Here is a 23,103-nt window from a genome sequence, read left to right as displayed (position 1 = left end):
CTCAGTCCTCCTTCCGCGGTCGCGTAGGGGTGGAGCGCCGCGCGGCACGGATCATATCCAGCAGATTGCGCGAGCTCTGCACCGGCTGGTAAAACGCCAGCAGGATGTTCTCCAGACGTTCAGCATCCAGGCGGCGGATGATACGCCCGCCGTGCGCCACCGAGATCGCTCCCGTCTCCTCAGAGACCACGACCGCCACCGCATCCGTGGCCTCCGAAGTACCCAGGGCCGCGCGGTGCCGCAAGCCCATCTGACGCTCAGGCGAGTGATTGAGAATGCCGCTAGAGGAAAGCGGCATCACACAGGCCGCCGCCACAATGCGCTGATCGGCGATGATCACCGCCCCATCGTGGAGCGGGGTATTGGGGTAGAAAATTTGCAGAAGGAGTTCTGCCGTCACCTCCGCATTGAGGGGAACCCCCGTGCGGGCGTACTCCTCCAGACTATCGCCGCGCTGAAAGACGATTAGCGCACCGTGCTGACGTGCCGAAAGGCGAGCACACGCGCTCACCACCGCCCGAATGGTGCGTTGCGCAGCCTCGGTCGAGGTCGGGGCGCGCCAGAGCCAGCCCTGGGCCGAACCGGCCCGCCCCAGGCGCTCCAGACCGCGCCGTATCTCCGGCGCAAAAATGACCGGGATTGCCAGCACCAGGGTCGGCAGGGCGGTGCGGATGAGCCACGAGAATGCCGGCAGGTCAATCAGGCTGGTGACCAGACTAAGCGAGACGATCAGCAAGAGCACACCCCGCATCAGCACCAGGGCCCGGGTATCCCGCAGCAGCATCAGAATGCCGAAGAACACCAAGGTCACCAGAAACAGGTCAAGGGCGCTTAGCCAGTTGAAGCGCTGGAAAATGAAGAGCAGTTCACCCAGTATATCCGGCACGGCAACCCTTTTCCTCGCCCATCAGAATCTACGACCTTAAATCGGGCGCAAGATGCGCTCCTGACGCAGTTTTTTGAACAGCAGGATTGTCCCCGGCGGCATGGATTCGCGGGCCGCCTCCTGCCAGGCCAGAGCCTCCAGTTGCTCCGGCGTGGTCGGCACGTACCCCAGTTCGCGCCAGATGAGATCCTGCCGCGCCAGTTCCGGCGTGACAAACACCAGGGAGGCCTCACACTGCAGGTCTTTGGAGGCACGCTCCATCTCCTGGATCAACAGCGCAAGGGCCGACTTCAGCGGCAGGTTGGCTTCCAGCAGGATATCCGTGGTGCGCGCCACCAGGTTCTCCACCTGCCAGCCCATCACCCCCCGCAGGGTCTTACCGGCGCGCAGCAGGAGAAAGGCTTTCTCGCCAAACGCCGCCATAATATCATCCGCCGCAAGCGGTGGGTTTGTCGGGCGCAGGCGATTAATGAGTGCGGCAATCTGAGCCGCATCTCGCGGGCGCCCACGCACCACCTCTAACGCCACCGGGGTGGTACTCACCGTCTCTGCCGCCGGGGCACCCGCCTCGGCCATCGGCACCAGACGCCGCCAGGCGGCCACCACTTGCTTCCAGGTGTCCTCAAACGTGCCCGCATTGCGGATGATCACATCCGCCAGCGCCATCTTTTGCTCCTGCGGGGGTTGGGCGGCCATGCGCTGACGGGCCTCGGCCTCGGTCAGGCCGCGGGTGCGCATCAGGCGTGCCAGTTGCACATCCGCCGGCGCATACACCACCCACAAACTATCACAAGCGCGGTGCAAATTGGCCTCAACCAGTTTGATGGCCTCGATCACCACCACCGGCTGGCTGGCGCGGCGCACCAGAAAATCAATGGCCTGGGCCACCAGCGGATGCACAATGCGTTCCAGATCGGCCAACGCCACCGGATCATTGAAAACAATTTTGCCCAGGCGGCGTCGGTCAATTTCCCCATCTGGGCCGAGGATGTAGCGCCCGAAGAGATCCACAACCGGCTGATACCCCGGCGCCCCGCGTGCGATGGCGCGATGCGCGAGGGCATCGGCGTCAATGCCGTAGGCACCCAGGTGCTCCAGCATGCGCCGCACCACGCTCTTACCGGTGGCAATATTACCGGTCAACCCGATGACATACTTACCAGGCCATTGACTCACGGCTTCTCTCACAACCTCCCGGGCAACGCACCCATTTGCTCTTGCAGGAATGGCAGCCCCACCAGCCACGGCCCCCCTCTCTGAGCGTCCTCATGCCTGATTTTAGCCTTCCCCGGTCAGAATGTCAAAGTGAAAAAATGCCCCTTGTTAAGTAAAAGAAAGCCCGAAAGCAGGTACAATAAATTTTATGATGGAGACATCCCCAAAGGTTAAACTTGATAAGCGCCCATTGCTGGCGCGCCTTCTGCACCGTCTCAACACCTTAATTGTCCTGTTGTGGCGGCTGGGCCTGGGGCCCTGGTTCAACTTCTGGCCTGCCCTGAGCGGACGCATCCTGATCCTCATCCACAGCGGACGCAAAAGCGGAAAACGCTACCTCACCCCACTCAACTACGCCCTGCTCAACGGCGAGATTTACTGTGTCACTGGCTTTGGCCCCACCAGCGACTGGTACCGCAACCTTCTTGCCAACCCGCAGGTCGAATTGTGGCTGCCGGATGGCTGGTGGGTGGGCCTGGCCGAAGAGATTCTCGAGCCGGCCCTGCGCGAGGAGGCCATTAGAGCCGTGCTGGCCTCCGGCGGCCTGATGGCACGTCTCTTCGGTGCCCCCTCCCCCCAAGATGAAACCGCCCTCTCCTCACGCACTGCCCACTACCGGGTAATTCGCTTACGCCGGGTGGCACCGCGCACCGGGGCCAATGGCCCGGGCGATCTGGCCTGGGTGTGGCCGCTGATTACACTGTGGGTCTGGCTCAAAGCGCGCCGCGGCCGTCGCCGCGCCTGATCTCGGTGGAGAGAGGCTCCGCAAGGCCCAGGACGGCGCGAATTTCCGCCAGCAGAGAAGGATAAAGACGCGGATTCGCCGCCAGCAGGTTGCACGGGGAGCGCAAGGGGTCCGGCTCGCCGGTCAGGCGCGTCACGACGACCCCCGCTTCCTCGGCAATGACCATTGCAGCGGCAATATCCCAGGGCGCCACACCCATTTCCCAGTAACCATCCAGACGGCCCGCCGCCACGTAGCACAAATCCAGGGCTGCCGAACCCAGGCGCCGCACCCCCTGAGTGCGGCGGGCAAAGTGGGCGTACAAATCCAGGTTATCTGGCTCGCGCCCGCTCATATCGTAAGGGAAGCCCGTCACCAGCAGGCTGTGGATCAAATCCGCCGTCTCGGTCGGGCGCAGAGGCTGGCCGTTCAAGTAAGCGCCCTGGCCGCGCACAGCGTAGAAACACTCATCGCGGGTCGGATCAAAGACCACCCCCACCTGGGGCACCCCGGCTTCCACATAAGCCACCGAGACGGCAAAAATGGGCAAGCCATGCGCGTAATTGACCGTGCCATCCAGCGGGTCAATGTACCAGCACTGCGCCTTCTCCTCGCCCAGCGTGCCGCTCTCCTCGGTGATAAGGGTGTGGTTCGGAAAGGCACTGCGAATGCGCTGAATCAGCAAAGCCTCTGAAGCGCGATCCATCTCGGTAACGGGATCGGTCACCCCTTTATAACGAATTTCATGGGCACGGCCCAATCCCTCCAGCAGAAGGTTTCCGGCTTCACGCGCCCAGGCAATCACCTCTTCCACGTTCGGAAGCATCGGCATGTTCCACCTCTAAGTTTGACAAGGAATTAGAAAGAACCGGCGGCGGATAAGCGCCCCTGTTCATCCAGAATGCGGTAAAGCTGATTGAGTTCACGTTGAATCTGATCGCGGTCCTCCAGGGTGCGTGCTCGCAGCAACTCAAAAGCCGGACGCTGCTCCTCCGGTAGGGTCTGGAGCAGGCGCTCAATGCGCGTCAGTTGCATCTGCTTGTGGCGCAGTTTGTGCTCCAAGCGCTCCCGGTAACCGCGGTAGAATTCCAGGTCATCCAACGGTGGCGGCATAACGGCCAGATCTTCGGTCAGCACCTCTGCCACCGTGAGCAAAAAATCCTCGGTATCAATGGGCTTCTCAATAAAACGCACCGCCCCCAGGCTCATGGCAAAGGCCTTATCCTCGGGGGTGATGTAGGTGGCTGAGATAAAAATGACGGGGATGCGCGTGGTGCGCGGGTCTTTGCGCAGCGTGTGCACCAGCGCAAACCCATCCATTTTCGGCATGAGGATGTCGGTTACGATCAACGCCGGGTGCTCACGGGCAATGAATTCCAGTGCTGCCTGCCCGTTCTCCACCGACACCACCGGGTAGCCCTTAAAGTGCAGGGTTACCTCGAGCAATTCCCGCACATTGGGATTGTCCTCAACAACCAGGATCGGGCCATAAGGAATGTTCATGCCCTCTATTCTAGCCTGCTTTGACCAGAGGGGCAAGCACCCGACCACAACAGGCACACCTTACAATTTTGCAATGTGCCCCCCTGACAGAAGTTACTTTCAGCCCTCGATCATATATAACACTATTCACATCGTAATAATCGCATCTTGTGCAACCCCCTACTCCTGTGCGATAATAGCATCACGCAAAACACCCTGGATAGCATCCCTCTGCATGACCGATAGGCCCTCCTCCGAGATTCCCGCTCCCGCCGAAACCCCCTTCGAGATCACCCGACGTTGGGAACGCCGACGGCGCTACTTTTACCTTTTCGCCAGCCTGGCAGGCATTCCATCTATCCTGGCCGTCTGGCTTCAGCACCATACCGATAACCCTTTCATTGCCATCACGTACCCGGTGCTGATCCTGGCTGGCCTGGCCTGGAGCGCCGCCCTGCTCTGGCCGCGCATTCCCCTGGCATGGATTGAACGCACGGTTTTGCTCACCATCAGCCTGCTTTTCCTGAGCAAACTGGTGTACCTGCTGTTTTTCACCCCGAATCTGGCCAGCGTCTGGGCTGAGGTCGAAGCCGTTTTTTGGGTCTTTGCCTTCATCTTTGTCATCGGTTACATCGCCCTGCCGCGCCATCTGGCCCTGGGGTTAAGCGTTTTTCACCTGGTAGTCACCTCGGTACTCGGCCTGTGGCGTTTTTGGGACGGCCCCAGCCTGCTCGGGGTTGAATTCCTGCGACTAGAGGTGCGCATCGCCGGGCTCTCCTTCTTACTCTTCGTGCTTGCCCGCACCAAAGACGAGTTCAGCCGAACCCTACTGGCGGCCAACCAGATGCACCAAATGGCACACACCGACAGTTTGACCCAATTGCCGAACCGGCGCGGTCTGAATCGCCTGTTGGAAGAGCATCTCGCCCGCCGCAAACCCTTCACGGTGATCCTGGTTGACATTGACCACTTCAAACTCATCAATGACACCTTCGGACATGAAAGTGGTGATGTCATTCTGCGCCAGGTGGGAGAATGCTTGCAACGCCAAATCCGTGCTGGCGATGTAATCGGGCGTTGGGGCGGTGAGGAATTTCTAATCCTGGCAGCCGAGCAAGAGGCGCAAAGCGCCCTACAACTGGCACAGCGCCTGCGCGAAACGGTGGAAGGCTTTGATTTCAACCAGGGCATCCCGGTAACGGCTTCGTTTGGAGTGACCCTGAGCCGCGAGCAGGACACCCCTGATAGCCTGATTAAGCGCGCCGACCTGGCGCTGTATCGCGCCAAACACAACGGGCGCAATCGGGTGGAGTGGGAAGCCCCCTAACCCTTCACGTAAGAAAGCTTTTCGCAAATGCGTCCTTCCTTGATACGGAAAATGTCTACGCCACGAACGTGTCCCGCTGCCCCACTCGCATCCACCCAGGTATAGCGCCAGCGCATCACACACCGAAAGCCCATTCCAAAAATCTCTTCAATTTCAATGTGTGCCTGCGGCGATTGACGGAAGAACTCCTCCCAGAAGCGGGTCACGGCTTCCTTGCCGTGGTACACGCTCCCATCCGGTGCCGGGCTGGTATTTTCAAACACCACATCCTCGCTCATCAAGGCCATCATGGCATCCACATCATGCCGGTTGAAAGCCTCGTTGAAAGCCAGGACCAAACGGGTGGCCGCCTCCACACGAGCCATTCTCATCGCCCACACCTCCTTTTAGATCCGAGCCGGGCGCAAAAAGGAAGGTAAGAAGAAGGCCAGCTCTCCAGGGATGACTCTGCGGTATTAGTGCGCCTTTCCAACCAAAATTATAGCCCCACTAGAACGGCTTCACGGGGGCGTGAAGGCATCCTCTTGCCGCAGATACCAGCCAGGATGCTTTTTAGAAGTAAGTGCAAAAAGCAGAGGCATTGTGTCTATATTGTAAGGGGATTGAAACGTTAAAAACCTTGTCAATCTGACACAAACGTCTTACAATTTATGCCTGTGTCAGGGTCTTTTTGACTGGCTTTTTTAAGGAGGTGAGCGTATGCCGGTCTATACCTATCGGTGTGAAAACTGCGGTGTTCAGTTCGAACGCAATCAACGCTTTTCCGATCCGCCTCTGAGCTGGTGCCCCGAGTGCGGGAAGAAGTCTCTCCACAAAGTGTATGCCCCGGTGGGCATCATCTTCAAGGGTTCGGGGTTTTACGCCACCGATCATCGTTCGCCCTCAGGGGCAAGCCGTTCCACCTCTCACCACAGCGAGAGCAAGGCGTCCGAAAGCACGGCAGAAAGCGGCAAAACCGGCAGCGCCAGCAACACCAACGATTGACCTCGCGACCGACCCTTACTCATCTCTGCTTCATCCGGACCCGGGCACACCCGGGTCTTTTCATGCCCCGCCCCTTCATTTGCCCGCGCGGGATCATTTTGGGGTAGAATCAGTCCCGTTGGAGGTTAACTGATGGCATCCAAATCACGCCCGAAACTTTCGCGTAAAGAGGCCGAACAGCGGCGTCTGCGAATCCAGCAATACGTCTTTGCCGCGCTTGCGGTGATGATCATCCTGGCAATGATCATCACCGCCGTTGTGCAGTTTTAGGCCGATTTGCCGCGCCGCTCATCTTATCTCACTGATTCGGAACAAGCCACGGCATGAACATCCTCAAACGCTGGCAGTTCTGGCTCGGGCTGGTGATCAGCCTGGTCTTTTTAACCCTGGCGCTGCGCAACCTCCACCTGCCCCTGGTGTGGCAGACGGTCAAACAAGCCGCTTACATTTGGATCTTGCCCGGTGTGGCAGTGTACTTTCTCGGCGTGTGGGTGCGTGCCTGGCGCTGGCACTACCTCTTGCGCCCGCTCAAGCCCATCTCCACACGCGTCATGTTCCCCATCGTTGCCATTGGCTACATGGGCAACAATATCTACCCCGCCCGTGCCGGTGAGGTTTTGCGGGCCGCGGTGCTCAAGCAGCGTGAGGGTGTTCCCATCTCTGCTTCCCTGGCCACCATCATCGTTGAACGCATCTACGACGGGGTGGTCATGCTGGCTTTCGTTTTCCTTAACCTGCCCGAACTGGCGCGCCTCACACACGGCTCGGGGGTGATCGGCGCGCTGAGCATCCGAGACGTAGCGCTTTGGGGAACCACCATTTTCGTAGGGGCGTTGCTGGCATTTTTGCTGGCGGCCATGTTTCCCAAACCCGCCGAACGGCTGATCACCTGGCTGGTCAACCACCTGCTCCCCCTGCGTCTGCGTGCACGTGTGCTTGATCTGGCCCTGCGCTTCCTCAGCGGGCTGGAGGCCCTGCGTTCGCCGCTGGAAGCCCTGATGATCTTCATCACCACGGTGATCATCTGGCTGTTGGAAACCGGCAAATACTGGTTTGTCATGCACGCTTTTTCGTTTGAAGTCTCTTTCTTTGCCCTGATGCTGATGAACGGCATTGTCAATCTGGCAACAACGCTCCCCTCGGCGCCGGGGTATGTGGGTACGTTCGATGCGCCGGGTATTGCCTTGCTTGTCGCCTACGGCGTTCCGGGAGAAATTGCGGCTGGCTACACCCTGGTGCTGCATGCCGCATTATGGCTGCCGATCACTGCATTGGGGTTTTACTACTACCTGCGGCAACCGCTGCGTTGGGGTAAAGAAGTGGAGCAAATGCGCGGTGAGCGTCAGGTAACCGTCTGAAACCATCCCATCCAGACGAGGAATTTTGCATGAAGATTGCGATCATCGGAGCGGGTTTTGGTGGATTGGCCGCAGCCTATGACCTGCGCAAAGCCGGTCACGAGGTGACTATCTTCGAGGCCGCGGACTACGTGGGGGGGCTTTCGGCGGGTTTCAAAGCCCCGCATTGGTCCTGGTCGGTCGAGCGTTTTTACCACCACTGGTTCCAAAGCGACCGCGACATGTTGGGCCTGATTCGCGAACTGGGGTGGCAGGATAAGGTCATCTTTCCCCGCCCCAAGACTGTGGTCTACTACAATGGGCGTTTCTATCCGCTTGATTCGCCCCTGGCCGCCCTACTTTTTCCCGGCTTTACCCTCCTGGATAAGGCCCGCTTTGGTCTTGTGACGGCTTACCTGCGCTACCTGGCGCCCTGGCAGCCCCTGGAGCGATACACCGCCGATGCCTGGCTGCGCAAGTACTACGGGGCACGCCTTTACAGCATTCTCTACGAGCCATTGCTGGTGGGTAAGTTCGGTCCTCACTACGCCGAAGTGAACATGGCCTGGTTCTGGGCACGCCTCAAAGCCCGCACGACGCGTCTGGGCACCTTCGAAGGAGGCTTCCAGGCTTTTGCCGACGCCTTTGCCGCTCATCTGCAACGCCAAGGCGTGGCCGTGCGCCTGAACACCCCGGTTGAGCACATCCGCCCCAACCCCGCAGGAGGGCTAACCCTGGAACTGCCCGGCGGCGGGCACGAGGATTTCGCCGCTTGTCTGGTCACGGTAGGTCCCTCCATCCTGGCTCGCCTTGCTCCGGATTTGCCCGCCAACTACCTGGACGGCCTGCTGCGCCTGAAGAGCATGGGCGCAGTTGCACTGGTTCTGGCACTACGCCACCGTCTCTCCGAGGAGGGCTACTACTGGTTCAACTTGCCCAAGAGCGCCGGTTTTCCCTTCCTGGCGCTTGTGGAACACACCAACTTCGTCTCACCGGAGCATTTCGGAGGCGATCACATCGTTTACTGCGGCGATTACCTTGATCCCGATCACGAGTACTTCCGCCTCAGCCATGAGGAACTCCTGGCACGCTTTCTCCCCAGCCTCACCCGCTTTAACCCTAATTTCTCACCCGACTGGGTGCGCCAATCCTGGCTCTTCCGCACCCCCTACGCACAACCCATCCCCCTGCTCAACCACAGCCGCAACATCCCGGCCATCCGCACTCCCCTGCGCGGATTGTACTTTGCCAGCATGAGCCAGGTATATCCCTGGGACCGGGGCACCAATTTTGCCGTACAAATTGCCCGACAAGCGGCCCGCCTCATATTAAGCGATCTGGCCGCCTGAGGGCAGATCTTAAAACACAAAAGCGGGCTTTTCCTGAACCCAGGTAGCCCGCTTTTTGATTCCGGGAAATCGTGGGATCGGCTTAGACGATCTCGACCACAGCGCCAGCGGCCTCGAGTTTGGCCTTGGCGTCCTGCGCCACCTCTTTGCTCACGCCGGTGAGCACCTTGGCGCCCGCGGTCTCGGCCATCTGCTTGGCCTCAACCAGACCCAGGTTGGTCAGCTGGCGGATGACCTTGATGGTCTCGATCTTCTTGGGGCCGGCATCCTTGATCACCACATCAAATTCGGTCTTTTCCTCGACCGGCTCAGCCGCTGCAGCCGCACCTGCGGCGGGCATGGCAGCCACTGCTGCGACCGGCGCCGCCGCCGAGACGCCCCACTTCTCCTCAAGTTTCTTGACCAGTTCGGCCGCTTCCAAAACCGTCAGTTGGCTCAGTTCTTCGACCAGTTTTTCCAGATCAGCCATGGTTATACATCTCCTTTAGTTTCTAGTTGTTTTAAGATTTTTCACCCTAAAACGTGATCAGGTTAGTTTGTAAACTCACACACGACATGCCAGGCCCTTGGGCGGTTGAAGTACCGCCGCTCGCCCGGATTGAACGACACACTTAAGCGGCTGTGGGCTGGGCTTCCTTCTCGGAGTAGGCCTTGACCACAGAAGCCAGGGCGCGCGCCGGTTCGGCCAGCGTGCGAACCAGACGTGCGGCAGGCGCGGTGATAACGCCCAGCAACTGTGCTCGCATGACCGGCAACGGCGGTAGATCGGCCAGGGCTTTGACCTGTTCGGCGGTGATGCGCCGCGGGCCCAAGTACCCACCCTTGAGCGCATAAATTTCCGAGTTGCGCACAGCCTCGTTCAGCACCTTGGCCAGGGCCGGGGCATCCTGGAAGGCAAAGCCCACCAGCGATGAGCCCTCGAACAGCCCATCGGTCGGGTAGCCCACTTCCTGGAGCGCCAGTTTGACCAGTGTGTTCTTGACCACGTGCAGCTCGCCGCCCGCCTCACGCACCTTAGCCCGCAAGGCATCAATCTCTTTCATGTTCATCTTGGTGAACGAAAGCACGATCATTGCCTGGCTGGCCTTGATCCATTCGACGTAGCGCGCCACCATTTGGGTCTTTTCTTTCCTTGTAAAGGCCAATGAATGTCACCTCCTTTCCACAAAAATAAAGGTCTTTGCCTGCAGGGCGCCGGGCAAAGACCTGGAAACTACCTCAAAGGTAGCCGCTTTCACACACTTCCGGTCTCCACCTCGGCGGGATATTAAGCCCCAGGAGGGGCACCTGCTTTCTACGGTGAAGCACAATTTCAATTGTTAATCACAGGACGAACGATCCGCTCGTTCCTATGCCTTAACCTCACTCCTTGACGACCATAGATTGCGCCTGCACCGGGTCCACCCGGATGCCAGGCCCCATGGTGGTTGTCACCGTCACACGCTTGATATAGGTGCCTTTGGCCGCCGCGGGCTTGGCTTTTTTGATTGCGTCCATCAGTGCGGCCATGTTGGCGTAAAGTTTATCCACATCGAACGAAACCTTGCCAATCGGCACATGAATGTTGGCGGTCTTATCCATGCGGAACTCCACGCGCCCCGCCTTTGCCTCACGAATGACGCGCGGGAGGTCGTCGGCAGGCACCACCGTGCCGGCTTTGGGGTTCGGCATCAAACCGCGCGGGCCGAGTACGCGCCCCAAGCGCCCCACTTTGCTCATCATGTCCGGCGTCGCAATTGCCACATCAAAGTCCGTCCAGCCGTTTTGGATCTTGGTGATCCACTCATCGCTGTCGGCCACATAGTCAGCGCCGGCCTGCTGGGCAATACTCGCGGCTTCGCCCTGGGCGAAAACCAGCACACGCACGGTCTTACCCAGGCCATGCGGGAGCACCACCACATCGCGCACCTGCTGATCGGCCTGGCGTGGATCCAGCCCCATGCGCAGGTGCACTTCCACCGTACCGTCAAAATTGGTAATCGAGGTTTCTTTTGCCAGTTTCAACGCCTCTTCCGGTGAGTAGGCGCGACCAGCATCCACTTTTGCTTTTGCAGCCAGGTATTTCTTTCCGTGTTTTGCCATAGTCTCTCCTCGTGGTTCTGACGGGCGAAACGCCCTCCCACCTAAGATTAGTCAACGACAACAATGCCCATATTACGGGCCGTACCCTCGATCTGGCGCATGGCATCTTCCAGATCAACGGCGTTCATGTCCTTCATCTTGATCTCCGCAATTTCGCGGATCTGAGCCCGGGTTACCTTGCCCACCTTCTGCCGATTCGGAGCCGCAGAGCCCTTCTCGATCCCGGCAGCCTTCTTCAGCAACACCGAAGCGGGCGGCGATTTCAGAACAAAGGTGAACGACCCATCCGAGTAGATACTAATCTCGGCCGGGATCACCTCTCCCGCGCGGTTCTGCGTGCGAGCATTGTATTCTTTGCAGAACGCCATAATGTTAATGCCATGCCCGGCCAGGGCAGGCCCGACCGGCGGGGCCGGATTGGCTTTACCCGCCACCAACTGCAACCGTACCACTGCTTTTAGTTTCTTCGCCACTTTTACCTTACTCCTTTCGTGGTTTTAGCGGGTGTTTGAGGGATCACCCTCCCACTAAAAACGGGCTGGCGCCCGTTGTTTACGCTTTCTCCACCTGCAAAAAGTCCAGTTCCACCGGCGTCTCACGGCCGAAGAAATTCACCATCACGCGCACTTTGTTGCGCTCCTGGTCAATCTCAGCCACCGTGCCGCGGAAATCATTGAACGGCCCATCAATGATGCGCACCCGTTCTCCCACCTTAAAGGTGACCTTGACCCGCGGCGCCTCAGCCTCCATCCGCTTGAGGATCTGCGCCACCTCTTCGGGCCGCAGGGGGGTAGGCTGATTGCCCATCCCCACAAACCCGGTCACACCGGGCGTATTGCGCACCACAAACCAGGATTCATCATCCAGGATCATATTGACCAGGACGTATCCCGGAAAGACATGGCGCTCGACTACCCGCCGCTTGCCGTCCTTCACCTCAATCTCTTCCTGGGTGGGGACGATGACCTCAAAAATCTTGTCTTTCATCCCCATGGTTTCAATGCGCTGCTCGAGGTTGTGGCGCACCTTATTTTCGTAGCCCGAGTAGCAGTGAATCACGTACCAGGCGCGCTCTTTGTTGGTCTGCTCCAGAGGTTCATAGCCCTCTGTTGCGGACGCACCGCCACCTTCCATCTTCGCAGAAAGGTCAGAAGTCGCCTCAGGCACAACCTCCTGGGCTTTCCGTCGCGAAGATTTTCGCTTCTTCTCAGTCGTCTCGGCTTCCGACACCATCATCACCTATATGCCCGCTCAAATCCAATCGTTCAACTCAGAATCAAACGAATCAGCCAGGAGAACAGGAAGTCCAACAACCCCAGTACTACGCTCATTCCGAACATGACCACCAGGACAATCTTGGTCAAGCGCCAGGCCTCCTCCGGAGTTGGCCAGGTCACCTTGCGCAATTCGCCCATGGTCTCGCGCCACCAGCGCACCAACGCATTGGGCTGTTTGCTCTTCTCTGGCGACTTGGCTTTTTCAGCGGCTTTAGGCTTTTCGGCGACCCGCGCCTTCTCAACCGCCTTCGGTTTCTCAGCCACCGCAGGTTGGGCTGCAGCCTTGGGTTTCGTATTGGGCTTGGACTTCACCGTTTTCTCAGCCACGACATACTCCTTGTTTTCAGGGCAGACGCCGTCACCTCACCGACGGCGTCCCCTTCATTGAGGCAGGCCAGGCAGGACTCGAACCCACAACCTCCTGTTTTGGAGACAGGCGCTCTGCCAAATTGAGCTACTGGCCTGCATTGCGTTACATTATTATAACTCAAAAATTGAGTTGTAACGTGCCTGAATCCTGCTATTTTGTCTCGCGGTGCAAGGTGTGCTTACGACAGCGCGGACAGTATTTCTTGATCTCAAGACGCCCAGGATCGTTGCGGCGATTCTTTTCGGTCGTGTAGTTGCGTTCTTTGCAATCAGTGCACGCCAGCGTGATCACCAGGCGAATGTCCTTCTTCTTAGAAGCCATACTCTCTCACCTCGTTCAGCCCTCACGGGCACATTCGTTTACCCTAATCCAGAATCTTGGTGATGACGCCGGCACCCACGGTCAAGCCACCTTCGCGGATCGCAAACTTCGACCCCTGCTCCAACGCTACCGGTACGATCAACTCCACTTCCATGTTCACGTTGTCGCCCGGCATCACCATCTCCACCCCTTCCGGTAACTTGATCGTCCCCGTCACGTCCATCGTCCGAATGTAAAACTGCGGCCGATACCCACTGAAGAACGGCTTGTGCCGCCCCCCCTCTTCTTTCCGCAACACGTACACTTCCGCCATGAACCGCTTGTGCGGCGTGATGCTCCCGGGTTTCGCTACCACCATCCCACGTTCCACATCCGTCCGCTCAATCCCGCGCAGCAACAACCCAACGTTGTCCCCCGCAATCCCTTCATCCAGCGTCTTGTGGAACATCTCTACCCCGGTCACCACCGAACTCAGGCTGCGATCCCGCAACCCTACAATCTCCACCGGATCCCCTACCTTCACCCGGCCACGCTCAATCCGCCCCGTCACCACCGTCCCACGCCCTTTGATCGAGAACACATCCTCAATCGGCATCATGAACGGCTTGTCTACATCCCGCTGCGGCTCCGGGAAGTAACTGTCCATCGTCTCCAACAATTCCTTGATGCACGCATACTCCGGCGCGTTCGGATCCTTCGACGGACTCTCCAACGCCTTCAGCGCACTCCCGCGTATAATCGGCGTCTCATCCCCAGGATACCCGTACTCCTTCAGCATCTCCCGCAACTCTAATTCCACCAACTCCAATAACTCCGGGTCATCCATCTGATCGATCTTGTTCAAAAACACAATGATATACGGCACTTCTACCTGCCGCGCCAGTAGCACGTGCTCCCGCGTCTGCGGCATCGGCCCCTCCGGCGCCGCTACCACCAGGATCGCTCCGTCTACCTGCGCCGCCCCCGTAATCATGTTCTTGATGTAGTCACGATGCCCCGGCATGTCTACATGCGCGTAGTGCCGCTTTTCACTCTCATACTCAACATGCGCTATGTTGATCGTGATCCCACGCGCTTTCTCTTCCGGCGCATTGTCAATCTGATCGTACGCCTTGAATTCCGCTCGCCCTAACAAGTTGCAGTACTTCGTGATCGCCGCCGTCAGGGTCGTCTTCCCATGGTCAATGTGACCCATCGTCCCTACATTCATGTGCGGCTTCGTCCGCTCAAACTTTTGCTTAGCCATGTCGTTTCTCCTTGACTCCTCTCTTCTTTTTTGATCTCAAAAGAAGGTTACGGAGACTATCGGCAAAAAGAGCCCTCAATGGGACTTGAACCCATGACCCCGCCCTTACCAAGGGCGTGCTCTACCGTCTGAGCTATGAGGGCTTGCCGTTCTCCAAATAACCCGCCTTGCGCTGGCGCGCTTGCGAGCAGGTGGGCGGTGAAGGATTCGAACCTCCGAAGGCGTGACGCCAACTGATTTACAGTCAGTCCCCTTTGGCCACTTGGGTAACCGCCCACATGTTAAGGTGAGCCGTTGCCGGCTCGCAGGCGAGGTTGGGAAGCCTCCAACCCCACCTGCCAGCCCACAACTGAGCCGACGATGGGACTTGAACCCATAACCTACCACTTACAAGGCGGTTGCTCTGCCGGTTGAGCTACGTCGGCGCATTCAATTGTTAAGTTTCAGCCTGGCGGTTTTTATTATACCAAAGCCCAAAGGCCATGACAAGATAGCCCGCCAAAGGCTTGTCCTTTGTGCGGGCAGAGTTTATCAGAACACCCCTAAAACGTCAAGGATTTAACGCCTGGATTCAGCGCGAACCCGCTCCACCTGTGTGCTCACGTCGCCGCGCTTCGCGCTCCTGTTGCGCCTGGAAGATCAAATCTTCCAGATCCAGCGTCTCAATCTCAGGATCAAACGGCTGACTGAGCGGCCCATGCGCCCGTCGGTACGTTTGACCGGCGCTGTCGCGCTGCAGATACCCCGCGTCAATGAGATAGCGCCGCAGGCTCACATGGTCAATGGGCAGATTCTGCCCAAAGTGCAGGCACCAGCGCTGCAAATGTTGATTTATTTCCGCCTCGGTATAGGAACGTTCGGGATCCAGTCCCACCACAGCGCTGATTAGCAGGACGTGGTGATCCTGCGGTCGGCGCGGCCAATCCCTGGCGCTGAGCACCAGGGCTGTAAACCGTTGCTTAAACTGGGATGATGTCAGTAATTCCATGGTTAAACTCGCTTTCCGGTTAGCAAGAAAATAGCGGGGGCCTTGCCGACTCCAACCCCCGCTCCAGAGTTTGTACTTGGCCGCCTGGCCAGCACGTTAAATGTGAATGGCGTGCCCTTCCGCCACGTGGGCGGCTTCCATGATCACCTCGCTCAGCGTTGGGTGAGCGTGAACGTTACGCGCAATCTCTGCCGGCGTCAATTCCATGCGCTGCGCCAGGGTCAGTTCGGGCAGGAGTTCCGTCACCTCCGGGCCGATCATGTGCGCCCCCAGGATCTCACCGTACTTTGCATCGGTGATGATCTTGACAAAACCGCCCGATTCTCCCAGCCCCAGCGCCTTACCATTGGCCTGGAAGGGGAAGCGTCCTACCTTGACCTCGTACCCTTCGGCGCGCGCCTGGGCCTCGGTCAGCCCAAACGAAGCCACCTGCGGCTGACAGTAAGTGGCACGGGGCATCATGCGGTAATCCAAGGAGACCGTCTCAACCCCGGCAATGGCCTCTGCGCACACGATCCCCTGCGCCGAAGCCACATGCGCCAGCATCAGTTTCCCGGTTACATCGCCAATGGCCCAGATGCCGGGGACGCTGGTAGCCATGCGTTCGTCAACTTCCACAAACCCGCGCGCATCCAGGCGCACTCCCACCTCTTCAAGGCCCAGCCCTTTCGAATTGGGGCGAAAACCAATCGCCACCAGCGCCTGCTCGGCTTCCAGCACCTGGGTCTGCCCATCGGTGGAGACGGTCACCCGCGCGCCGTTCGGGGTGGTTTCCACGGCTTCCACTTTATGCCCGGTCAGACAGCGGATGCCACGTTTTTCAAAGGCCTTTTTGAGTTCGGCGCTGACCTCTTCGTCCTCAAGAGGCAGTAGCCGCGGCAGCATCTCCACAATCGTAACCTGACTGCCGTAGGCGCTCCAAATGGTGGCGAACTCCACCCCAATCGCGCCAGCCCCGATGATGACGGCCGAGGAGGGGCACTTTTCCTGCAAAATGGCTTCCAGGTAGGTAACCACCTTCTCGCCATCCACCGGCCAGCCAGCGGGAACGGCCACGCTTGCTCCGGTCGCAATCACAATGTGCCTGGCCTTCAGGTCGGTTTCTTTGCCGTCCTTGTCGGTGACCCGCACCGTATCCCGCGCGGTCAGGCGCCCCGTCCCCATGTACACGGCAATGTTGTTTTTCTTCATCAGAAAGGCTACACCGCGCGTCAAACGATCCGAGACCTGGCGCGAACGCTTAACCGCCACGCTGTAATCCAGCCGGAGGTTTTCAAACGAGAAACCGAATTCCTTACCCCGTTCGCGCAGGGTGTGGGCCACTTCAGCGTTTTTGAGCAAGGCTTTGGAGGGGATGCATCCCACGTTCAGGCAGACCCCACCCAGCCATTGCTTGTCCACAATTGCCGTCTTCAGCCCCAATTGGGCGGCGCGAATTGCACACACGTAGCCACCTGGACCGGCGCCCAGGACAATGACATCGTAGTCGCTCATAATCACTCCCTTTCCGCAGGATGGTCTCGCCGCTCTCCCTCCACCCCTCAGAAGGTGAAGAAAAGCGCAGGCTCAATCGTGCTAATTATACCTGCAAGCGTCTCAGACCTCCGGCCAGATCTGCAAAGTTTGCACAATCGTACCCAGGAAAGCATCCGCAGCCGCGCCATCCAGGATACGGTGATCAAAAGTGAGGGAAAGATAAACCATCGGGCGAATGGCAATGGCGTCTTCCACCACCACCGGACGTGGAGTGATCTTACCCACCCCCAGGATGGCACACTGCGGCGGCAGGATGATCGGCGTGGCAAACAGAGAGCCTCCCACCCCATGATTGGTCAGGGTAAAGGTGCCACCCTGCACATCCTCCGGCGAGAGACGCCGTCCCCGCGCCCGCGCCGTCAGGTCGTTGATTGCCCGTGCCATGCCAAGCAGCGAAAGCCCATCTGCCTGGCGAATTACCGGCACGACCAGACCCTCCTCACCCAGAGAGACCGCGATCCCCAGGTTGATGGATTCATGAATGCGTATGCCCTCTTCCGTCCAGGAGGCGTTGAGCAGCGGGTGAGTACGCAGCGCCGCCACAGCAGCCAGCGCAAAGTAGGCCGTATAGGTGAGATTGACCCCCTCGCGCGCAAAGAGGGGTTTGTGCGCCGTGTAATGAGCCACCACTCGCTTGAGATCGGCTTCCATGATCGTCGTAACATGCGGAATGGTGCGCACGCTGTGGGTCAGACGCTCAGCAATCTTCTGACGCATAGGGGTCAGGGGGAGCAGGCGCCCCTCAGTCGGTGGCTGGGCGGTGGGTGACGCCGAAGGCACTTCGGTGGAGGTCAGCATTTCGGTCGGGCGGAAGAGATCGCCTTCTCCTGGCGTCTCCCAGGGTGCCAGGGCCGGTTCAGCGGCGGTTTTGCGCGCTTCCAAATAGCGCAGCACGTCTTTTTTCGTAATGCGCCCTCCTTCTCCAGTGCCCGTCACCTCCCGCAGGTCAAGGTTGTGCTCCCGTGCCAGGCGCGCCACAACCGGCGAGATGAACCCCAGGTCACGGTCGCGCCCAGGGGCGAGGGCAGCGGTGCCTTCGGACAAGGTCGCAGAAACTGCCGGCGCTGCTCCGCCAGGCACAACCGAAGCAGCACCTTGCTTCTCCATCGAATTCTCAGTGGGTGGTGCCTCACCGGGCTCCCCAATCCAGGCCAGGGTGGTGCCGGCACGCACAGTTTGCCCCGCGGGCACCAGAATTTGCATCACCACCCCGCTGGCCGGGCTGGGGATCTCGGTATCCACCTTATCCGTGCTCACCTCCAGGAGGGGTTCAAGTTCGTTTACCGGCTCGCCAACCTGCTTCAACCAGCGCAGGACGGTGCCTTCCACCACCGATTCTCCCAATTGCGGCATGATCACTTGAGTTGCCATATCTGTCGTCCTCCTTAGTAGGCCGCCAGCGCGCGCAGGGCATCGGCAATCTTCTGCGCGTTGGGCATGAACCAATCTTGTAACGGATGACTGAAAGGCACGCCGGGCACATCCGGCCCGCACAGGCGGCGCACCGGTGCATCCAGGAACTCAAACGCGCCTTCGGCAATGGTCGCCGCTACCTCCGCGCCGTAACCACCGGTCAGGTTATCTTCATGCACAATGAGCGCCTTACCAGTCCTGCGCACCGACTCCAGGATGGTGGTGCGATCCACCGGCGCTAGCGTGCGCAGATCAACCACTTCAACCTCGATGCCCTCGGCAGCCACCATCTCGGCGGCCTGCAGAGCGTAGTAATGCATCATCCCGTAGGTGAACAGGCTGATATCCCGACCGGGGCGCGAAATGTGTGCCGGGCCAATTGGGACGACATAATCCTCCTCCGGCACCTCGCCGCGCAGCAGGCGGTAACCCTTCTTGGGTTCCAGGAAGAGCACCGGATCAGGATCGCGCACGGCGGCTTTGAGCAGTCCCTTGGCATCGTAAGGGTTGGAGGGAATGACCACTTTGAGCCCCGGCACATGGGCGAAGAACGCCTCCACGCTCTGCGAATGATACAGCCCGCCCCCGATTCCCCCGCCGTACGGCGCGCGAATGACCAGGGGCACCGTCCACTCACCGTTGGAGCGATAGCACATCCGCGCTGCCTCGCTCACAATCTGGTTGAAAGCGGGGAAAATAAAATCGGCAAACTGGATCTCACAAATCGGGCGCAGGCCATACAACGCGGCGCCGATTCCCACCCCCACAATGGAGGCCTCGGCCAGAGGGGAGTCAACGACCCGCTCCGGACCATACTTCTCATACAGGCCCAACGTGGCGCGAAAAACGCCGCCCCGCTTCCCCACATCCTCTCCTACGATGAAGACACGCTCATCCCGCGCCATCTCCTCGTCCATTGCCCGTCGGATGGCTTCCACCAGAGTCATCTCAGCCACGGCGCACCTCCGCAGAAAAGACGGGGTAGGCAGCCTCCTCAGGTGCCGGATAGGGGGCACGGGTGGCGTAGTCCACTGCATCTTCCACCAGGGCTTTGGCCTCGGCCTCCATGCGCTCCAGGCCTTCGGGGGTGAGCCAACCCTGGGCTTCCAAATGTTGACGCATCCGCAGCAGGGGATCGCGACGCTTGGCCGCTTCTACCTCTTCCCGGGTGCGGTACGTCCGATCATCATCATCCGATGAATGGGGCGTCAGGCGATACATGCGCGCCTCAATCAGCGTGGGGCCCTCGCCGGAGCGCGCCTTTTCTACCGACCGGGCTACGGCAGCATAGACCGCCAGCGCGTCCGTGCCATCCACCGCCACTCCCTCCAGGCCCAAGCCGCAAGCCCGGGCCGCAGCCCCCTCCACCGCCATCTGCTTCTCAACCGGCTCGGAGATGGCATAGCCGTTATTTTCCACCATAAAGACCACCGGGAGACGGTGAACGGCTGCCCAGTTGACCGCTTCGTACCACTCGCCCTGCGAGGTGGCGCCCTCGCCAATGGTGGTGAGCACCACCTTGTCCTCACGGCGCAGCTTAATGGCCAGCGCCACCCCCACCGCATGCGGTGTTTGGGTGGCCACCGGAGCCGAGTGGCTGACCACATTGACGCGGCGCAGGCTCCAATGACTGGGCATTTGCCGCCCGCCCGAACTGGGGTCTTCCCGTTTCCCCATCAGGCTGAGCATGAACTCGCGTGGGGTGTAGCCCAGACAAAGCATCAGCGCCAGGTCGCGGTAGTAAGGCACCACCCAATCTTCCCCCCTGCGCAAAGCAAAGGCCGCACCCACTTGTGCGGCCTCCTGCCCAATGCCGGAAATATGAAACGCAATCTTTCCCTGGCGATGGAGCACCCACGCCCGCTCATCCAGCCGGCGCGCCAGCAACATCATCCAGAACATCTCAACCTGCTTGGGTTCCGACAAATGCATGATTCGCGGCCTCCTTTGATGCGATCCAACTTCAAAAAGTGGAGTGTCTCACTACAAATAGTGTACTATAAACACCGCCTTCCCTAGCCTAAAACCCCACCGGTGCGCTCAGGTAACGCGTTGCTCAAGGCGCAGGGAACAGCGCGTTTCTTTTTCAACTTCTTGATTGTTTTCATTTTTGATAATATAATCACCAATGATCATAAAAGGAGGTTTCATGAACCCCGCATTCGATCGTCGGCGCACATTGATTTTCGTTCTCTTCGCCTTCGGCCTGGCCTGGGCGGTTGGTGGCGTGGTGGCGCTCACCGGCGGCATTGCCAACAGCCCCCCGATCCCCGGTGGGCTCAGCCTGGCCTTTGTGCTTATTGCCGTTGGCTACATGTGGGCCCCTGCCTTGGCCCACCTGCTCACCCGTCTGATCACCCGTGAAGGCTGGCAGGACCTTTGGCTGCGCCCCCACTTTCGCCAGCATTGGCGCATCTGGCTGCTGGCCTGGTTCACCCCCCTCGTAGCCACCGTGGTCGGAGCCGCAATCTTCTTCGCGCTCTTCCCAAAGTACTTCGACCCCGACTTGCTCCAACTACGGGTCCTGCTGGCCGGTAGCGGTCCCCTGGCTACCCTCAATCCCTGGCTGGTGGTTTTACTGATGACCCTGCAGGGAATGGTGATCGCCACGGTCATCAACAGCCTGTTCACCTTCGGCGAGGAATTCGGCTGGCGAGCCTACCTGGTGCAAAAACTGCTTCCCCTGGGCGCGCGCAGAGCGGCCCTGATCAGCGGTTTAATCTGGGGAGTATGGCACGCGCCGGTCATCGCCATGGGGCATAACTACGGCCTGGATTATCCCGGGTTCCCCTGGCTCGGCATCCTGACCATGACCTGGGCTTGCGTCCTGCTGGGCGTGTTCTTTACCTGGATCACCCTACGCGGCCGCAGTGTGTGGCCGGCCGTGATTGCGCACGCGGTGATCAACGGCATCAGCGGCACCGCCATCCTGGCCGTGCGGGGTCAGCCCAACCCCATTTTGGGGCCCTTACCGGTTGCACTGATCGGCTCAGCCGGTTGGTTGCTCATCGCCGTGTATCTCTTCTTCGTAGCACGTTGGCCCGAAGATGGAATGGCGTGATCGTTTGGAACTGGTTCTGCACCCGGTGCGCTTGCGCCTGATCCTGGAACTGGCGAAAGGTGAGCGTAGCGTGGACGATTTGCACACTGCCATCCCGCAGGTCTCACGGGCCACGCTGTACCGCCATCTGCACCGCCTGGTGCAGGGCGGATTGGTGAAAGTGGCTTCGCAATATGCGGTACGCGGTACCGTAGAAAAGATTTATGCCCTGGTTACAGAGCACTTGAGTCTGGACGAAGCCACCTTGAACCGTCTCAGCCGCGAGGAGCATTTGGAATTTTTCAGCACTTTCCTGAGCAGTCTGCTCGCCGACTACGCGCGCTACCTCGCCGCACGCCCCACACCCAACCTGCGCGCCGACGGGGTGGGGTATCATAAGTACGTGCTGTTTTTGAGCGAGGATGAATTCCGGGCTTTTGCCCGTGCGCTCAATCAGGCTCTGCTCCCCTTCCTGGAAAAAGCACCCGCACCGGAGCGCACGCCCCGCCTGTTTGCCGCCATCCTGATGCCGGTCGAATTTACCGCATTCGCCCAAAATGCTGAAACCCGCAGAGAAGAGAGTCACCATGAAGATCACCACCGAGAATCTGACCAAGGTTTTTAACGCTCATCGCAAACAGCCACCCATTGTGGCCGTGGAGAACCTCACCCTGGAGATCAACGAGGGTGAGGTCTTCGGCCTGCTGGGGCCCAACGGCGCCGGCAAAACCACCACCGTTCGCATGTTGACCACCCTGATCGCTCCAACCTCAGGAGAAGCCTACATTGGTCCCTGGAAGGTGGGGCGAGATGATCGCCACATTCGCCAGGCCGTGGGCCTGCTGACCGAAGCGCCGGGCATGTACGAAGCCCTCAGCGCCGAGAAAAACCTCACTATTTACGCCCGTCTTTATAACGTGCACGATGTCAAGGGTCAGGTGGAAAAATACCTGCGCATGCTGGGGTTGTGGGAGCGCCGTTTTGACCCGGTGGGGAGTTTCTCCAAAGGCATGCGCCAGAAACTGGCCATCGCCCGCGCCCTGCTCCATGAGCCGCGCGTGCTTTTCCTGGATGAGCCCACCAGCGGGCTGGATCCGGAAGCCGCCAAACTGGTACGCGATTTCATTGAAGAACTTGAATCGGAAGGACGCACCATCATCCTTTGCACGCACAACCTGGATGAAGCCGAGCGCCTGTGCCAGCGCGTGGCCATTTTCAAAACCCGCCTGATCGCCGTGGACACGCCGGAAAACTTGCGCAAGCGCCTTTTCGGACGCAAGGTGGTCTTTCACCTGCGTCACGTCCAACCCCAATTTGTGGACCTTCTGCGCACCTTCCCCTTTGTCGAAGAGGTGAGCGCCTTTGAAAACCGCCTGGTAGTGGGGTTGTCCGATCCTGAGGGGCAAAACCCCTTACTGGTGCGCCGCCTGGTCGAAGCCGGTGCCGAGATCCAATTTGTGGGTGAACTGCGCCACACCCTGGAAGATGTCTACCTGCGCACGATTCAAGGACAACACGGAGCATAA

27 protein-coding genes, 4 tRNA genes and 1 other annotated feature are annotated in these 23,103 nt (G+C 59.4%); of the genes, 9 read left to right on the top strand and 22 right to left on the bottom strand.

All coding sequences use genetic code 11. The features are described 5' to 3' along the window. Position 1 precedes the first annotated feature (1 nt). Together cdaA and coaE are read right to left on the bottom strand one after the other, a co-directional pair. Complete coding sequence (gene cdaA / locus SE15_RS00385; protein ID WP_201778030.1) at positions 2 to 886, bottom strand: diadenylate cyclase CdaA; 885 nt, start codon at positions 884 to 886, stop codon at positions 2 to 4. A 36-nt stretch (positions 887 to 922) separates the two neighbouring features. Beyond that, positions 923 to 2,062: a dephospho-CoA kinase gene (gene coaE / locus SE15_RS13925; protein WP_083461585.1), complete on the bottom strand. Its 1,140-nt coding sequence runs from the start codon at positions 2,060 to 2,062 to the stop codon at positions 923 to 925. A 187-nt stretch (positions 2,063 to 2,249) separates the two neighbouring features. Here coaE and SE15_RS00375 point away from each other — a divergent pair, with 187 nt between their 5' ends. Then, a complete protein-coding gene (locus tag SE15_RS00375; RefSeq protein ID WP_054520138.1) occupies positions 2,250 to 2,846 on the top strand; it encodes a nitroreductase family deazaflavin-dependent oxidoreductase in 597 nt (198 codons plus the stop codon). Here the strand turns inward: SE15_RS00375 and SE15_RS00370 are convergent. After that, on the bottom strand, positions 2,815 to 3,657 hold the full coding sequence (locus SE15_RS00370) for an inositol monophosphatase family protein (RefSeq protein ID WP_152965486.1): 843 nt from the start codon (positions 3,655 to 3,657) through the stop codon (positions 2,815 to 2,817). The two genes, SE15_RS00375 and SE15_RS00370, sit on opposite strands and share 32 nt — an antisense overlap. A 26-nt stretch (positions 3,658 to 3,683) precedes the next feature. Continuing rightward, positions 3,684 to 4,328, bottom strand: coding sequence for a response regulator (locus tag SE15_RS00365; RefSeq protein ID WP_054520136.1), 645 nt, complete (start codon positions 4,326 to 4,328; stop codon positions 3,684 to 3,686). Positions 4,329 to 4,542: 214 nt separating this feature from the next. On the opposite strand from SE15_RS00365, the gene SE15_RS00360 reads away from it, so the two are divergent. Next, entirely contained in the window at positions 4,543 to 5,634 is a 1,092-nt protein-coding gene (locus tag SE15_RS00360) for a GGDEF domain-containing protein (protein ID WP_054520135.1), read from the top strand. Here the strand turns inward: SE15_RS00360 and SE15_RS00355 are convergent. Continuing rightward, positions 5,631 to 6,005 carry a nuclear transport factor 2 family protein gene (locus SE15_RS00355; RefSeq protein WP_054520134.1) on the bottom strand — a complete coding sequence of 125 codons (375 nt, stop codon included), beginning with the start codon at positions 6,003 to 6,005 and terminating at the stop codon, positions 5,631 to 5,633. The genes SE15_RS00360 and SE15_RS00355 overlap by 4 nt on opposite strands. 328 nt (positions 6,006 to 6,333) lie before the next feature. Here SE15_RS00355 and SE15_RS00350 point away from each other — a divergent pair, with 328 nt between their 5' ends. From SE15_RS00350 to SE15_RS00340, 4 genes are all read left to right on the top strand, one after another. Continuing rightward, positions 6,334 to 6,618, top strand: a complete 285-nt coding sequence (locus SE15_RS00350) for an FmdB family zinc ribbon protein (RefSeq protein WP_054520133.1) — start codon at positions 6,334 to 6,336, stop codon at positions 6,616 to 6,618. A gap of 132 nt (positions 6,619 to 6,750) precedes the next feature. Further along, the gene (locus SE15_RS14410) at positions 6,751 to 6,888 is read left to right on the top strand and encodes a hypothetical protein (protein ID WP_160316628.1); all 138 of its coding nucleotides are present in this window, start codon (positions 6,751 to 6,753) and stop codon (positions 6,886 to 6,888) included. A 53-nt stretch (positions 6,889 to 6,941) separates the two neighbouring features. After that, complete coding sequence (locus SE15_RS00345; RefSeq protein WP_054520132.1) at positions 6,942 to 7,976, top strand: lysylphosphatidylglycerol synthase transmembrane domain-containing protein; 1,035 nt, start codon at positions 6,942 to 6,944, stop codon at positions 7,974 to 7,976. Between the two features lie 29 nt (positions 7,977 to 8,005). Further along, positions 8,006 to 9,304, top strand: coding sequence for an NAD(P)/FAD-dependent oxidoreductase (locus tag SE15_RS00340; RefSeq protein ID WP_054520131.1), 1,299 nt, complete (start codon positions 8,006 to 8,008; stop codon positions 9,302 to 9,304). 82 nt (positions 9,305 to 9,386) lie between these two features. Here the strand turns inward: SE15_RS00340 and rplL are convergent, their stop codons facing one another. The 17 genes from rplL to SE15_RS00255 form a co-directional block, all read right to left on the bottom strand. Then, positions 9,387 to 9,773, bottom strand: a complete 387-nt coding sequence (gene rplL, locus SE15_RS00335) for a 50S ribosomal protein L7/L12 (RefSeq protein ID WP_054520130.1) — start codon at positions 9,771 to 9,773, stop codon at positions 9,387 to 9,389. Between the two features lie 142 nt (positions 9,774 to 9,915). Then, positions 9,916 to 10,449: a 50S ribosomal protein L10 gene (rplJ, locus tag SE15_RS00330; protein ID WP_054520129.1), complete on the bottom strand. Its 534-nt coding sequence runs from the start codon at positions 10,447 to 10,449 to the stop codon at positions 9,916 to 9,918. Between the two features lie 15 nt (positions 10,450 to 10,464). After that, positions 10,465 to 10,622: a sequence feature (ribosomal protein L10 leader region), on the bottom strand. 44 nt (positions 10,623 to 10,666) lie between these two features. Then, positions 10,667 to 11,386, bottom strand: coding sequence for a 50S ribosomal protein L1 (gene rplA, locus SE15_RS00325; protein WP_054520128.1), 720 nt, complete (start codon positions 11,384 to 11,386; stop codon positions 10,667 to 10,669). 47 nt (positions 11,387 to 11,433) lie between these two features. Then, positions 11,434 to 11,859: a 50S ribosomal protein L11 gene (gene rplK, locus SE15_RS00320; protein ID WP_054520127.1), complete on the bottom strand. Its 426-nt coding sequence runs from the start codon at positions 11,857 to 11,859 to the stop codon at positions 11,434 to 11,436. A gap of 79 nt (positions 11,860 to 11,938) precedes the next feature. Further along, positions 11,939 to 12,520: a transcription termination/antitermination protein NusG gene (gene nusG / locus SE15_RS00315; protein WP_054520126.1), complete on the bottom strand. Its 582-nt coding sequence runs from the start codon at positions 12,518 to 12,520 to the stop codon at positions 11,939 to 11,941. 131 nt (positions 12,521 to 12,651) lie between these two features. After that, positions 12,652 to 12,990 (bottom strand): preprotein translocase subunit SecE, encoded by a 339-nt coding sequence (gene secE / locus SE15_RS14245; protein ID WP_054520125.1) that lies wholly within the window; start codon positions 12,988 to 12,990, stop codon positions 12,652 to 12,654. Between the two features lie 63 nt (positions 12,991 to 13,053). Beyond that, a tRNA-Trp gene (locus SE15_RS00305) sits at positions 13,054 to 13,127 on the bottom strand. Between the two features lie 56 nt (positions 13,128 to 13,183). After that, complete coding sequence (gene rpmG, locus SE15_RS00300) at positions 13,184 to 13,354, bottom strand: 50S ribosomal protein L33 (protein WP_054520124.1); 171 nt, start codon at positions 13,352 to 13,354, stop codon at positions 13,184 to 13,186. A 43-nt stretch (positions 13,355 to 13,397) separates the two neighbouring features. Then, positions 13,398 to 14,600 carry an elongation factor Tu gene (gene tuf, locus SE15_RS00295; protein WP_054520123.1) on the bottom strand — a complete coding sequence of 401 codons (1,203 nt, stop codon included), beginning with the start codon at positions 14,598 to 14,600 and terminating at the stop codon, positions 13,398 to 13,400. Between the two features lie 70 nt (positions 14,601 to 14,670). Further along, a tRNA-Thr gene (locus SE15_RS00290) sits at positions 14,671 to 14,743 on the bottom strand. 49 nt (positions 14,744 to 14,792) lie between these two features. Then, a tRNA-Tyr gene (locus SE15_RS00285) sits at positions 14,793 to 14,876 on the bottom strand. A gap of 76 nt (positions 14,877 to 14,952) precedes the next feature. Next, positions 14,953 to 15,025: transfer RNA gene (locus SE15_RS00280), tRNA-Thr, on the bottom strand. A gap of 146 nt (positions 15,026 to 15,171) precedes the next feature. Next, positions 15,172 to 15,588 (bottom strand): DUF2087 domain-containing protein, encoded by a 417-nt coding sequence (locus SE15_RS00275; protein WP_054520122.1) that lies wholly within the window; start codon positions 15,586 to 15,588, stop codon positions 15,172 to 15,174. Between the two features lie 96 nt (positions 15,589 to 15,684). Then, the gene (gene lpdA / locus SE15_RS00270; protein WP_054521289.1) at positions 15,685 to 17,085 is read right to left on the bottom strand and encodes a dihydrolipoyl dehydrogenase; all 1,401 of its coding nucleotides are present in this window, start codon (positions 17,083 to 17,085) and stop codon (positions 15,685 to 15,687) included. Between the two features lie 99 nt (positions 17,086 to 17,184). Continuing rightward, positions 17,185 to 18,495: a dihydrolipoamide acetyltransferase family protein gene (locus SE15_RS00265; protein WP_054520121.1), complete on the bottom strand. Its 1,311-nt coding sequence runs from the start codon at positions 18,493 to 18,495 to the stop codon at positions 17,185 to 17,187. Between the two features lie 14 nt (positions 18,496 to 18,509). Next, a complete protein-coding gene (locus SE15_RS00260) occupies positions 18,510 to 19,493 on the bottom strand; it encodes an alpha-ketoacid dehydrogenase subunit beta (protein ID WP_054520120.1) in 984 nt (327 codons plus the stop codon). Further along, entirely contained in the window at positions 19,486 to 20,469 is a 984-nt protein-coding gene (locus tag SE15_RS00255) for a thiamine pyrophosphate-dependent dehydrogenase E1 component subunit alpha (RefSeq protein ID WP_054520119.1), read from the bottom strand. Before SE15_RS00255 ends, SE15_RS00260 begins: the two co-directional genes overlap by 8 nt. A 217-nt stretch (positions 20,470 to 20,686) precedes the next feature. On the opposite strand from SE15_RS00255, the gene SE15_RS00250 reads away from it, so the two are divergent. Genes SE15_RS00250 through SE15_RS00240 form a run of 3 tightly spaced genes read left to right on the top strand, consistent with a single transcriptional unit; the run spans position 20,687 to position 23,103 of the window. Continuing rightward, positions 20,687 to 21,598 (top strand): CPBP family intramembrane glutamic endopeptidase, encoded by a 912-nt coding sequence (locus SE15_RS00250; RefSeq protein WP_054520118.1) that lies wholly within the window; start codon positions 20,687 to 20,689, stop codon positions 21,596 to 21,598. Further along, positions 21,585 to 22,202 carry a helix-turn-helix domain-containing protein gene (locus SE15_RS00245; protein ID WP_054520117.1) on the top strand — a complete coding sequence of 206 codons (618 nt, stop codon included), beginning with the start codon at positions 21,585 to 21,587 and terminating at the stop codon, positions 22,200 to 22,202. The genes SE15_RS00250 and SE15_RS00245 overlap by 14 nt, the downstream gene beginning before the upstream one ends. After that, on the top strand, positions 22,165 to 23,103 hold the full coding sequence (locus tag SE15_RS00240) for an ABC transporter ATP-binding protein (RefSeq protein WP_054520116.1): 939 nt from the start codon (positions 22,165 to 22,167) through the stop codon (positions 23,101 to 23,103). Before SE15_RS00245 ends, SE15_RS00240 begins: the two co-directional genes overlap by 38 nt.

Source organism: Thermanaerothrix daxensis (assembly GCF_001306145.1).
Lineage (GTDB): Bacteria > Chloroflexota > Anaerolineae > Anaerolineales > Anaerolineaceae > Thermanaerothrix > Thermanaerothrix daxensis.
This window is presented reverse-complemented; position numbering and strand designations above follow the sequence as displayed.